At 54.8% G+C, this 13158-nt stretch carries 11 protein-coding genes; 8 read left to right on the forward strand and 3 right to left on the reverse strand.

Annotation, left to right across the window (positions count from 1 at the left end; genetic code table 11):
• The first annotated feature begins 76 nt into the window (after positions 1-76).
• The 7 genes from menF to A8F97_RS02660 all read left to right on the forward strand — a co-directional run bounded on the left by menF (position 77) and on the right by A8F97_RS02660 (position 8045).
• The gene (menF, locus tag A8F97_RS02630; protein WP_033071811.1) at positions 77-1399 is read left to right on the forward strand and encodes an isochorismate synthase MenF; all 1323 of its coding nucleotides are present in this window, start codon (positions 77-79) and stop codon (positions 1397-1399) included.
• Positions 1400-1688: 289 nt separating this feature from the next.
• Entirely contained in the window at positions 1689-3371 is a 1683-nt protein-coding gene (gene menD, locus A8F97_RS02635) for a 2-succinyl-5-enolpyruvyl-6-hydroxy-3-cyclohexene-1-carboxylic-acid synthase (RefSeq protein WP_033071810.1), read from the forward strand.
• Positions 3359-4159: a 2-succinyl-6-hydroxy-2,4-cyclohexadiene-1-carboxylate synthase gene (menH, locus tag A8F97_RS02640; protein WP_025918753.1), complete on the forward strand. Its 801-nt coding sequence runs from the start codon at positions 3359-3361 to the stop codon at positions 4157-4159. Before menD ends, menH begins: the two co-directional genes overlap by 13 nt.
• 5 nt (positions 4160-4164) lie before the next feature.
• A complete protein-coding gene (menB, locus tag A8F97_RS02645; RefSeq protein WP_015730947.1) occupies positions 4165-5022 on the forward strand; it encodes a 1,4-dihydroxy-2-naphthoyl-CoA synthase in 858 nt (285 codons plus the stop codon).
• The gene (gene menC / locus A8F97_RS02650; RefSeq protein WP_033071809.1) at positions 5022-5993 is read left to right on the forward strand and encodes an o-succinylbenzoate synthase; all 972 of its coding nucleotides are present in this window, start codon (positions 5022-5024) and stop codon (positions 5991-5993) included. The genes menB and menC overlap by 1 nt, the downstream gene beginning before the upstream one ends.
• Entirely contained in the window at positions 5981-7393 is a 1413-nt protein-coding gene (gene menE / locus A8F97_RS02655; RefSeq protein ID WP_014700784.1) for an o-succinylbenzoate--CoA ligase, read from the forward strand. Before menC ends, menE begins: the two co-directional genes overlap by 13 nt.
• A 112-nt stretch (positions 7394-7505) precedes the next feature.
• Entirely contained in the window at positions 7506-8045 is a 540-nt protein-coding gene (locus A8F97_RS02660) for a YfaZ family outer membrane protein (protein WP_033071808.1), read from the forward strand.
• A gap of 166 nt (positions 8046-8211) precedes the next feature.
• On the opposite strand, the gene tyrP is transcribed toward A8F97_RS02660, so the two are convergent.
• Positions 8212-9420, reverse strand: coding sequence for a tyrosine transporter TyrP (gene tyrP / locus A8F97_RS02665; RefSeq protein WP_015730946.1), 1209 nt, complete (start codon positions 9418-9420; stop codon positions 8212-8214).
• 365 nt (positions 9421-9785) lie between these two features.
• Between tyrP and A8F97_RS02670 the strand changes: the two genes are divergently transcribed.
• Positions 9786-10979 (forward strand): nicotinamide mononucleotide deamidase-related protein YfaY, encoded by a 1194-nt coding sequence (locus A8F97_RS02670; RefSeq protein ID WP_014700781.1) that lies wholly within the window; start codon positions 9786-9788, stop codon positions 10977-10979.
• Positions 10980-11401: 422 nt separating this feature from the next.
• Here A8F97_RS02670 and A8F97_RS02675 read toward each other — a convergent pair whose 3' ends face one another.
• Positions 11402-12262, reverse strand: coding sequence for a co-chaperone YbbN (locus A8F97_RS02675; RefSeq protein ID WP_014700780.1), 861 nt, complete (start codon positions 12260-12262; stop codon positions 11402-11404).
• Between the two features lie 110 nt (positions 12263-12372).
• Positions 12373-13143, reverse strand: a complete 771-nt coding sequence (locus A8F97_RS02680) for an SDR family oxidoreductase (RefSeq protein WP_014700779.1) — start codon at positions 13141-13143, stop codon at positions 12373-12375.
• Positions 13144-13158 lie beyond the last annotated feature (15 nt).

The raw sequence follows: 13158 nt of genomic DNA on the forward strand, positions 1-13158 counted from the left end.
CTTGTATAACCTCTCACCCACGACGTGTTTTTTTCCCGTATAATCCCCTACTTTGTGTTAGGTCTCCGGGGTGACGGTGAAACTACTTTCCGACTTGCTGCGCCATATGCAGCAAGATTTGCGCGAGCCACAGCCTGAACGCGTAGGTTTCAGACAAATAACGCGTTCCTTAAGCCTCAGTGAGGCGTCTGAACTATTGCCGTGGTTGGCGACTCAGCCTGTGTATCCCCAGTTCTATTGGCAGCACCGTCAGGATCGTGAAGAGGTTGCCGTTTGTGGCAAGGTGTGCGGGTTTCGTCATATTCAAGATGCGGAGGCATTTCTCGTTCAGCAACAGTGCGATCCCGATGTGCGCATCTGGGGGCTGAATGCGTTTAACCAGTCGAAAGAAGAGGGCGCTTCGTCACCTGGCTACCTGTTCTTGCCCCGCGCGGAACTGCGACGTCAGGATGATACGCTTAGCCTGAGCATTAATCTGTTCAGTGAGACGTCATTGCAGCAGGATGCTGTCGAAGCCTCGGCGTTTATTAACTTGCTTCTTCCGCCAGCATCACAGCCTCTTTTGCACGCGGAGGTGCAGTCTGTCGCGCATCAACCGGAGCGTCAGGGGTGGATTGATTTGCTCCAGCGGGCGCTACATGACATCAACACTGGATTAATGGAAAAGGTCGTGTTGGCGCGAGCAACCACGCTAACGCTGACTCAATCGTTACAAGCAACCACCTTTATGGCCGCCAGCCGTGCGGCGAATCATCACTGTTTCCATTTCATGCTGGCGCACGATGCGCGTCATGCGTTTCTCGGCTCCAGTCCTGAGCGGCTTTATCGCCGGCGGGGGAGCGAATTAGAAACGGAAGCCTTGGCGGGAACGGTGGCAAGCGATCGCGATGCACTCAAAGCTGCTGAATTGGCTGATTGGCTGATGAAGGACACCAAGAATCAGTGCGAGAACATGCTGGTGGTGGATGATATTTGCCAACGACTACAGCAATCCGCGCTGTCGCTGGATGTCATGCCGCCAGAAATTGTGCGTCTGCGTAAGGTGCAGCATCTGCGTCGTACCATTCATGCCACGTTGAGAACGGCGTCCGATAGCGCGTGCCTGAATACATTACAGCCCACGGCGGCAGTAGCCGGTCTGCCAAGGCAGGAAGCGCGCCGTTTTATTGCGGCGTATGAGCCGTTCGAGCGCGGTTGGTATGCGGGTTCTGCGGGTTACTTGTCGCGTCAGCAGTCTGAATTCAGTGTGGCACTGCGTTCGGCTGAAGTGCGGGATCATGTTTTGACGCTCTATGCTGGTGCCGGGATTGTGGCAGGATCTGATCCAGAACAAGAATGGCAGGAGTTGGAAAACAAAGCCGCAGGGCTGAGATCGCTGTTAGACGGTGATATGTCATAGTTTTGTTTTATGGTTGTTGTGCCAGGTACTGGTTTATATCAAAGTCAGCATGGTAAAAAAAAATATAATAAGGCTGATCGCGATAGTCGTTGAAGGGCAACCAGGCCACCAACAGTTGGATCATTATTATTTGCTATACCCTAAATAATTCGAGTTGCAGGCAGGCGGCGAGCGCACGATTCCCCAGGAGCTTACATCAGTAAGTGACTGGGGTGAGTAAGAGAAGCCAACGTACATGCAGCTTGAAGTATGACGGGAATAACCTGCAACCTGAGTTGTTGAGTACATCATGTCAACAAGTGTATTTAATCGCCGCTGGGCTACATTGCTGCTGGAATCGCTGACCCGCCATGGCGTCCGGCATATTTGCATCGCGCCTGGTTCTCGCTCTACCCCGCTGACGCTGTCTGCGGCAGATAATCGTGAACTGATTTGCCATACCCATTTCGACGAACGGGGGCTGGGGCATCTTGCGCTCGGGCTGGCAAAAGCCTCGCGTGAACCGGTTGCGATTATCGTGACGTCAGGCACTGCTGCCGCCAACCTTTATCCGGCAATTATTGAAGCCGGGCTGACTGGTGAACGGCTGGTGGTTTTGACGGCCGATCGTCCACCGGAGCTAATTGACTGCGGTGCGAATCAGGCGATTCGCCAGCATGCACTGTATGCGTCACACCCTACGTTGGCGCTGGATTTACCGCGCCCTACGCCCGATATTCCGGCTAACTGGCTGGTTTCCTCCGTGGATAGTGCTATGGCGCGGCTTACGCACGGCGCGCTGCACATTAACTGCCCCTTTGCTGAACCGCTTTATGGTGCCGATGATGGCACGGCTTATCAGGATTGGCTGATGACGCTGGGTGACTGGTGGAACAGCCGCGAACCTTGGCTGCGTGAAATGCGCCAGAGTGCGCTGGTGGTGCAGTCGGACTGGTCGCAGTGGCGGCAGAAGCGTGGCGTCGTCCTCGCCGGGCGCGTGAGTCCCGAACACGGAGCGCGTCTTGCCGCGTGGGCGAGCGAATTGGGCTGGCCATTGATTGGTGATGTGTTGTCGCAAAGCGGGCAACCTTTGCCCTGCGCGGATATTTGGCTGGCGCATCCTGAAGCCGCAAATCTTTTACGACAGGCAGACATCGTCCTACAGTTCGGCGGTAGCCTGACCGGTAAACGCCTGCTGCACTGGCAAGACCAGTGTCAGCCGCAAGAATTTTGGTTAATTGACGATCTGCCGGGACGACTGGACCCGGCTCACCATCGCGGGCGTCGTTTGGTTGCGGACGTTGGCGACTGGCTGTCGGCGCATCCAGCAGAAAAACAGGCATCGTGGGCGGATTTACTGGCGGATATTGCCGACAGAACGCAGCGGCAGATCGATACGCATCTGGCCTCCCGTTTTGGTGAAGCTCAGTTGGCGCAGCGCATACCGGCGCTGTTGCCGCCGGATGGGCAACTGTTTGTCGGTAATAGTCTCGTGGTGCGCCTGATCGATGCGCTGGCGCAGCTCCCACAAGGTTATCCTGTATATGGCAATCGCGGAGCCAGCGGCATTGATGGTCTGATTTCCACGCTGGCTGGTGTACAGCGTGCCACGGCGAAAGCGACGCTGGGCATCGTTGGCGATCTCTCTGCATTATACGATTTGAATGCGCTGGCGCTGTTGCGCCAGTCTCCCGCACCGCTGGTGTTGATCGTGGTGAACAATAACGGTGGCCAGATCTTTTCCCTGTTGCCGACACCGGTTGACCAGCGCGAAGCATTTTATTGCATGCCGCAAAATGTGGAGTTCGGACATGCTGCGGCGATGTTTGGCCTGAATTACGCGCGCGCTGAGAACTGGGAACAACTCGCGGATACGGTGTCCCATTGCTGGACACAAGGCGGCGTTACGCTGCTTGAAGTAGTGGTTGAACCGAAAGACGGCGCGGAAACGCTCAATGAACTGGTTGCGCAGGTGGCGGCGTGGGTCCACTAGATCCTCAGGGGCTAGGCTGCCGGAAAGTGACGCATGGCGCGGTTGCTCCGATGCAACCGTGGCTGGTGTGCCTGCATGGCTTATTAGGAAGCGGTGAGGATTGGCGGCCGATCCTCCCATTTTTTCGTGACTGGCCTGTGCTGCTGGTGGATTTACCCGGACACGGTGCGTCGCAAGCCATTGCTACAGCCGATTTTGCCGATATCAGCCGCCAGCTAACCGCAACGCTGTTGGCACAGGGCATCGAACGTTATTGGCTGCTGGGCTATTCGCTTGGTGGTCGCATTGCGATGTATCACGCCTGCGACGGACACCATGACGGCATACAGGGGTTGCTGGTTGAAGGGGGACACCCCGGTTTGGCAACGCCAGATCTGTGTGCGGAACGTATTCATCATGATGCACGCTGGGTGCAGCGTTTTCGTCAGGAGCCACTGCCAGAGGTCTTGCAGGATTGGTATCAGCAGGCTGTTTTTGCCGATATTGATTCAGTGCAGCGTGAACAACTGATAGTTCGTCGCAGCGGTAATCATGGCGTGTCCGTTGCCGCGATGCTGGAAGCGACCTCGTTGGGGCGACAGCCTTTTTTGGCGGAATGCCTGCGGCATCTGTCGATACCTTTTGTTTACTTATGCGGTGCCAGCGACGTGAAATTTCAGACGCTGGCGGCGCAATACGGCCTGCCGTTACTGAGCGTGGCTCAGGCGGGTCATAATGCTCATCAGGCGAACCCAACGGCCTATGCCGAGCGGGTTCGCTCTTTTCTTTCGCATCCCGTTAAGGACTGATAACTATGCTTTATCCGAGTGAAGAACTGCTTTACGCACCGATTGAATGGCACGATTGCAGCGGCGACTTCGCCGATATTCTCTACCATAAATCTATTGATGGGATTGCCAAAATCACCATTAACCGTCCTCAGGTACGTAATGCGTTTCGTCCGCAAACGGTAAAAGAGATGATTCAGGCACTCGATAATGCGCGTCATGACGACGGTATCGGGACGATTATCCTGACTGGTGCTGGCGATAAAGCATTCTGCTCCGGCGGCGATCAGAAAGTACGCGGCGACTACGGCGGTTATCAGGATGACAGCGGTGTGCATCACCTGAACGTGCTGGATTTCCAGCGCCAGATCCGTACCTGTCCAAAGCCGGTTGTCGCGATGGTAGCAGGCTATTCCATCGGTGGTGGACACGTTCTGCACATGATGTGCGATCTGACCATCGCGGCAGAAAATGCCATCTTCGGTCAAACTGGCCCGCGCGTCGGTTCCTTTGACGGCGGCTGGGGTGCTTCTTACATGGCTCGCATCGTGGGTCAGAAGAAAGCGCGTGAAATCTGGTTCCTGTGTCGCCAGTATGACGCGGCGCAAGCGTTGGATATGGGGCTGGTGAATACCGTGGTTCCGTTGGCCGATCTGGAAAAAGAAACCGTGCGCTGGTGCCGCGAAATGCTGCAAAATAGCCCGATGGCGCTGCGCTGCCTGAAAGCGGCACTGAACGCGGACTGTGACGGTCAGGCTGGTTTGCAGGAACTGGCGGGCAACGCCACCATGTTGTTCTATATGACCGATGAAGGGCAGGAAGGCCGCAACGCGTTCAATGAAAAACGCCAGCCTGACTTCAGCAAATTCAAACGGAATCCGTAATGCGTCGGGTCACTCTCTATCGTTACAGCGTGCCGATGGAAGCCGGGGTGGTGCTGCGTAATCAGCGCCTGAAAACCCGCGATGGTCTTATCGTTCGCCTGCAAGAAGGTGAACGGTTGGGCTGGGGCGAAATTGCGCCGTTACCGGAGTTCAGCGTAGAAACGCTGGCAGATGCGGAATCAGCCGCGCTTGAACAACTGCAATCGTGGGCAACAGGGCGAGCATTTCCTGACGATCTTCAGCCGTCCGTTGCCTTTGGTTTGAGTTGTGCGCAGGCCGAGTTGGATCAGCGCCTGCCGCAGGCTGCGGACTATCGCAAAGCGCCGCTGTGTAATGGCGATCCTGATGAGCTGTTCGAGATGCTTCAGGCGATGCCGGGCGAGAAAGTGGCAAAGATAAAAGTCGGCCTGTACGAAGCCGTGCGTGACGGTATGATCGTTAACGTCCTGCTGGAAGCGTTGCCGGATTTGAAACTTCGTCTGGATGCCAACCGCAGTTGGACGCGAGCCAAAGCGGACGGCTTTGCCCGCTATGTCGCGCCATCATTGCGTTCACGCATTGCCTTTCTCGAAGAGCCCTGCAAAACCCGTGACGAATCCCGTGAGTTTGCGCGGGAAACCGGTATCAACATTGCCTGGGATGAAAGCGTGCGCGAGGCGGATTTTCGGGTGGAAGCCGAACCGGGCGTGAGTGCGATTGTGATCAAGCCGACGCTGGTCGGTAGTCTGGCACGCTGTCAGCAACTGGTGCAGGAAACCCATCTGGCTGGATTAACGGCGGTGATCAGCTCCAGCATTGAATCCAGTCTGGGCCTAACTCAGCTAGCGCGCTTGGCACATTGGTTGACACCGGACACGGTTCCTGGATTGGATACGTTAGATCTAATGCAGGCACAGGTGATCCAACGTTGGCCGGATAGTATGTTGCCGCTTCTGGCTGCCGAGCAACTGGACGTGGTATGGCAATCCTGACCGACTGGCCTTGGCGATACTGGGCTAGCCAGACGCCCCTGTCTGTTGCATTGATTGAAGACGACATCCGTTGGGGCTGGCAGGCGCTCGCCCAGCGGGTGGATCGTCTGGCAGAACATTTCACACAGCAGGGTGTCACCGCTGAAAGCACGGTAGCACTACGTGGGAAAAATAGCGCACAGATGCTGTTCAGCTATCTGGCTCTGTTACAGTGCGGCGTGCGCGTACTGCCGCTGAATCCACAGTTGCCCGATACGCTAACCGAGGCGCTGTTGCCCGCGCTGGATGTGGCGTATGGTTTGTGTCTGACTGATAAACCGTGGCCGAATGCTGTACGCTCACTTTATTTACCATCAGATTCCTCGTCATCAGATGCTAGCGAAGTAATCAACTACACCAATCGATTACGCTGGCAGGCCGATCGGCTAGCGACGCTAACGCTGACATCCGGTTCTAGCGGAATGCCGAAAGCGGTGGTGCATACGTTCTCTGCTCATCTCTCCAGCGCGGAAGGTGTGGTTCAAATGATGGCATTTTCCGCCAGCGACAGTTGGCTGTTGTCACTTCCGCTCTTTCATGTATCCGGGCAAGGCATTGTCTGGCGCTGGCTTGCCACGGGTGCTACGGTTGTTGTCCGTGCGCATCAGCCGCTGGAAAGCGCACTGCGCGATTGTACCCATGCTTCTCTGGTGCCGACTCAACTGTGGCGACTGCTGTCGGAGGAGGCATTGCCTACAGCACTGAAAGCCGTGTTGCTCGGCGGGGCGACGATCCCGCAGACGTTGACGCAGCAAGCAGAAGTTCGAGGCGTAAGCTGCTGGTGTGGTTATGGTCTGACGGAACTGGCATCCACGGTCTGCGCTAAACGTGCCGATGGTCGTTCAGGCGTCGGAACGCCGCTGCAAGGACGAGAGATCCAACTGGTCAGTGAGGAAATTCTACTGCGCGGCAGTACGTTAGCGGAAGGCTATTGGCGTGACGGAAAACTGATTCCGCTGGTCGATGATGACGGTTGGTTCCACACGCGAGATCGCGGACTATTTGCCGAGGGTGAGTGGCACATTCTGGGGCGGCTAGATAATCAATTTTTCAGCGGTGGGGAAGGCGTTCAGCCGGAGAATGTTGAGGCTGTGTTATTGACGCACCCCGACGTTCAACAGGCATGTGTGGTGCCCGTTGACGATGTGGAGTTCGGCCACCGCCCCGTTGCGGTATTAGAAGTGGCTCACCCCACGACGCTTGATGCGATACGCGATTGGCTACTGCCGCAGCTTGCCGGATTTCAGCGTCCGGTTGCGTATTATATGCTGCCAGCCGAACTGAAAAATGGTGGAATTAAGCTTTCTCGCCAGCAGGTGAAAAGCTGGGTCAAGGCAATACACCATCAGTTCAAACCGTAGTACGACTTGATTTTACACTATTTCATGCTGGAGTGAGGGAGCGTTTCGGGTAGAATCGGCAACGATAACATCTTTACACGCGCGTTTAACGACGGTTTTAAGGATATTGAAAATGAAAAAGTTTGTGATTGCCTGTGCGGGAAGCCTGTTACTTGCTAGTGCTTCTGTGCATGCCATTAGCCTTTCCGGGGAAGCAGGCCGTGATTACGCTGGTGCTAGTGCGGGCTTCGGTTTGGGTATTCCAGGGCTTGCAGGTAATGTGAGTTATTCCCACGGCGACAACAGCAATGATGTATATGGCTTTGGTCTGGGATACACCATCCCTGTTGGCCCACTGAAGCTGACTCTGGGCGGTAAAGCGTTGTACCTGAATCAGGATCACGGCGATGATGGCTATGGTGTTGCACTGGGCGGTGGCGTGCAGTGGCCGCTGAGCCGTCAGTTCTCACTGTATGGTGAAGGTTATTATGCGCCGGATGCTTTCTCTAGCCACGTTGACCATTATGTTGAAGGGAAAGCGGGCGTTCGTTGGCAGGTGTTTGCACCGCTGAGCGTCGATGTCGGTTACCGCTACATCAATATGGCGCGTGAAAACGGCCCAGATAACAAGTTGGCTGATTCTGCCTATATCGGCGTCGGTCTGAACTTCTAATATAGCGTCATACATCAAGTCGCCGGTGTGCTGGCTTGATGTCGTGACCAGAAAGACAAAAGAGCGTGAATGTTGAGTTCACGCTCTTTTTTATGGTGAGTTTCCTGCTCGCGACGTTAAAAAACGCGCCCTGCGTTTTTTATCCTTGGGTTAACCGCTCGTGACGTTAATTGATTGACGGCAGCCAACCCGCAACCATCGCCAACTGGATCAGAATAATGCCGACGCCGCTGGTGAAGATCAGCACCAAGACGGGCGCACCACCGCGAGTCGCGCGTATTTCAGGACGCTGCTTGCGCACCTGCCAGCTCAGCAAGGCGGGAATGAGTAACGCCAGTACGGCCAGTGCAATTGCTGCATAGCCCAAGGCCATAACAAAGCCTTGCGGGTAAAAGAGTGCGAATACCAGTGGTGGGATAAAGGTCAGTAACCCCGTCTGTGCACGCCCTGTGATGCTATTTTTACGCTTAAATAGATCGGCTAAATAATCGAATAATCCTAGCGCCACGCCGAGGAAAGAGGTCGCCAGTGCCAGATCGGCAAACAGGTGGACGGCAAGCTCAACGTGCGGTGAAGCAACCAGCGTGCGAATTGCCTGCATCAACCCGTTCAATCCGGCCTGATCGGCCAAAATAGCATTGAATGTTGAAGAGCTGAGGCTGCCCAACATCACGATCTGCCAGAAAATATAGGCAATCAGCGGTATCACGCTACCGATAAGAAATATACGGCGCAGCTTACGGCTGTCGCCCCCCATGTAGTGCACAATGCTGGGGATGCTACCGTGAAAGCCGAATGAGGTCAGAATGACGGGCAATGCCGAGAGTGTCAGACCCTGTTGCAGCGGTAGCGTTAAGAGATTGACGCGTTGAATATGTGGAACCATGACGGCGAGCATGATGACGAGCATCAGCACTTTGCCGCTAAACAGGATACGGTTAAACAAGTCGACTGAGGACGTGCCGATGCAGACGACCCCGCCAGCAACCAGCGTGAAGAGTAGAATCCCTGCGGACAGCGGAAGTGAGTAGCCACTCCATTGGCTGATGCTGCTGGCGAGCAGTTCGCCCGCGCCGCTGATATAGGCTGCCGTTAGTGCATACATCAGAAATAGCATGCTGAAACCGGTAATCCACTGCCCCCAACGGCCAAGGTAGATTTTTGCCAACGTGCCTAACCCGGTGTGCGACGGCTGATGTTGATACACTTCAACCAGCAACAAGGCGCTATAGCACATCAGAGCCCACAGGCCGATCAATATCATCAATGTCGTGCCAAACCCGACGCCAGCCGTTGCCAACGGCATCGCCAGCATTCCTGCTCCAATGGTGGTACCAGCAACGATAAAAATACTGCCAAGAGTACGATTTTTCACCTATTCCTCTATATATAGCGTGGTTATATTCCAAATAATTCGAGTTTCAGGCAGGCGGCAAGAGAAGACATACCGATGAGCTTACTCAGGTAAGTGATTCGGGTGACAAATCTGCCGGGAGCAGATTTGAACGCTGCCAACGCACATGCAACTTGAAGTATTACGGGTATATCCAGATATTTTTGGCAGCAGGGTAGAGTATTCAGTGATTTCTGTCAAAACGCCGTTACGACGAGTGTAATTTTATATTTACACTTGAGCGCGATGCGTCGGCGTGGCGCATTATCGGGCAGCCTGAAAGAAAGATTGTGTTTGTTCATCTGACTTTCTAAAGTGGATTCAGGATTATCATCAGGAGTGAAAAAATGCTTAGGGTTGAGATGTTATGTACCGGCGATGAAGTGCTGCATGGTCAGATTATTGACACCAATGCGGCCTGGCTGGCGGATTATCTGTTTGTACAGGGATTACCGATGACCAGCCGGATGACGGTGGGTGATGATCTCGATGCGTTGGTGACCGCGATCGCGCAGCGCAGCCAGATAGCCGATATCTTGATTGTGAACGGTGGGCTGGGGCCGACCAGCGACGATCTCAGCGCATTGGCGGCCGCCACCGCAGCAGGAGAAGGGTTGGTTGAGCACGCTGAATGGCTGGCGCGTATGGAGGCTTTTTTTGCCGAACGCGGCAGAGTCATGGCTCCCAGCAATCGTAAACAGGCGCAAATCCCTGCCAGCGCCGAAATGGTGGATAATCCAGTAGGTACAGCCTGTGGTTTTGCGCTGCGATTGAACAAGTGCCTGATGTTTTTCACACCGGGCGTACCGTCTGAATTTAAGGTCATGGTCGATCAACAGATTATGCCGCGCCTGCGTGAACGCTTTGCGGTGGCGGAAGCCCCGCTGTGTTTGCGTTTGACCACCTTTGGCCGCTCCGAGAGCGATCTGGCAAGCCAGTTAGATGGTATGGCATTACCGCCGGGCGTGGTGCTGGGCTACCGATCTTCTATGCCGATTATTGAACTGAAGTTAACTGGCCCGGCTGCGCAGAAAGAAAAAATGGAACAGTTGTGGGAAACGGTGCGCACTGTAGCAGGTGAGAATACGATCTTTGAAGGCACGGAAGGGTTACCCGCACAGTTGGCGCGACGCCTCGCCGAACGTGATATGACGCTGGCGGTGAGTGAACACTTCACGGCGGGATTGCTCAACTGGCAGCTCCAATCGGCAAATGTTCCTCTGGCGGGCGGAGAACTGCTAGCAAGCGTTCAAGACGCCAGCCTGTCTGGGTTAGCGGATTATGCCCGCCATCTGGCAGAGCGTCAGGGGGCATCGTTAGCGTTGGTGGTCGGCAGTAGGAATGATGCCGAATTGTCATTAGCGCTGCATACACCTGAAGGATCTTTCGCCCAAACGATACAGTTCAACGTACAGCGCTACAGCCTGAAAACCCATCAGGAAGTGGTTGCGATGCTGGCGATGAACATGCTGCGCCGCTGGTTAAACGGCTGGTCAGTCTACGGCGGGCACGGTTGGATCTCGGTGTTGAAGACGCTGTAGTCAGCGGGGAATTACCGAGGATCTTATCCTTAACCTGCCTTAGCCACACTTCTATTCGGCTTTCGGGGTTAGTTTCGTGCGCGATGATACCGTTATTTTCATGCTACCTCGTAGCGCGCGCCCGACAAGGGACGGCTCAAACGCCGCTCGCCCCTTGACCCCAGGCTTTTCGGCGGAAATTATGCCGCTAACGCGGTTCCTTCGTCGGTATCAGGCTTAACGGACCGCTTGCGACACGCTCCCTGCGTGGCGCAAGCTTGAGCCGCGTCCATGCGGCTCATCCTAAGCCTGCTATCTCCTCAGCATAATTTTTTACGCCGAGTTACCACACCCGAAATCATCGTATCAATACAATATAGACGATGATGAATGCTTGAAATAAAAAGGCCAGAATCAACGTTCTGGCCTTTTTCACAAGAGAATCAGTATAATAACGAATAAAGCTGCCGACGGTAGCGGGCGGCGAGGGCGTCGCCGGTGCCGAGGGCGGCCATGATGTCCATCAACGTTTTACGTGCGTTGCCGTTAGCGACGGCCAGATCTTTTTTCAGGAATCCCATCAGCAACTCAAGCGCTTCTTCATTACGACCAACCTGATGCAGTTGCAGAGATAATTGCACTGCCAGATCCGCATTTTTCGGGTCAGCGTCCAACTGCTGTTGTAAATGCTGAATTTCTGGCGTATCTGCTGCCTGTTTCAGCAATTCAATCTGAGCGACGAGGCTGTGATAGCGCGTGTCTTGATCTTGCAAAGGGATAGTAGCCAGCACGGCTTCGGCATCTTCACTGCGTTTAATTTGGATTTGCACTTCTGCCAGCATCAGGCCAATGTCGCTGCGCTGTTGGCTGAGTTGCCAGGCATCTTTCAGCAACTGCATTGCTTCTGGCAGTTTGTCTTCCTGAATCAGTTGCTGTGCCTGAGCGACTTTCAGCTCCTCTTCTTTCGGCAGTGCGCGTTTCAGCAGTTCGCGAACCGCTTCTTCCGGCTGTGGCCCTTGAAAACCATCCAGCGGCTGCCCGTCCTTAAACAGATAAACGGTTGGGATTGAACGTAGGCCAAACTGGGCGGCGACGCGCTGCTCGGCATCACAGTCCACCTTGGCCAGAACAAACTGCCCTGCGTATTCCTGTGCCAGTTTGTCCAACACCGGCTCCAGTTCCAGACAGTGCTGGCTACGCCCCGACCAAAAGTAAAACAGGACGGGCAGTGTCGCGGATTGTTCTAAAACCTGATGCAGGTTAGATTCGTTAACGTCAACGATAGTCGCTTGTTGTTCTAACATGAGTAGTCTCTCTTACTTCTTGAATTCATTTGACCTTTAGATGGGGCTTGTCGGTGTCACTTACAAGCCTCGTACCGCAGTGAGTGCGCAATACATCACTTTCTGCTGCCTTATCCTCGTAATACTTTATCCAGCAAACACCCCGGTAACAGGCGGCGCAGCCAGGTTAGGGCATGAGCCACCAGCGTCACGGGATAGCGTAATTTTGGCCGTGAACTTTCCAGCGCATGGTGGAGTTTCGGCAATATCGCTTCCGGCGGCAGCGTGAAGCGTTTAGCGATACCGGGGTTGGTGACGGGTTTATCCGTCTGCGTCTGTGCAACGTTGTTGGTAAAGCGTGTGCTAATCGGCCCAGGCTCGATCAGGCTGACGTGCAGGCCACTGCCGTGGAGTTCCATACGCAACGCATCTGACCACGCTTCCAGTGCATGTTTGCTGGCGGCATACGCGCCACGCCCGGGGGTGGACACCAGTCCCAGCACGGAACTGGTCTGGATGATGCGGCCTTCACCGTGCGACAGCATGGCGGGCAATAGCAGTTGTGTGAGCTGATGTGTACCGAACAGGTTGCTGGAAAACTGTTGTTCAAGCTGCTGGCGTGAAATGGTGTTCAGCGGCCCGTAGAGGCCGTATCCAGCGTTATTAAACAAGCCATACAGACGGTTATTGGTCAATCTGATCACGTCCGCAGCGGCCTGTTCAACGCTGGCGCTGTCATCCAGATCCAGCGTAATAACCTCCAGACCGAGTGCAGTCAGACGAGCAACATCTTCCGCACGGCGGCAAGCCGCAATCACGCGATAGCCACGTTTTTGCAGATCCTGAGCGGCAATCAGGCCAATGCCGCTGGAGCAACCGGTAATGAAGACCGTTTTTTGCATAACTTTACCTAATTC

The organism is Pectobacterium parmentieri (genome assembly GCF_001742145.1).
GTDB lineage: Bacteria > Pseudomonadota > Gammaproteobacteria > Enterobacterales > Enterobacteriaceae > Pectobacterium > Pectobacterium parmentieri.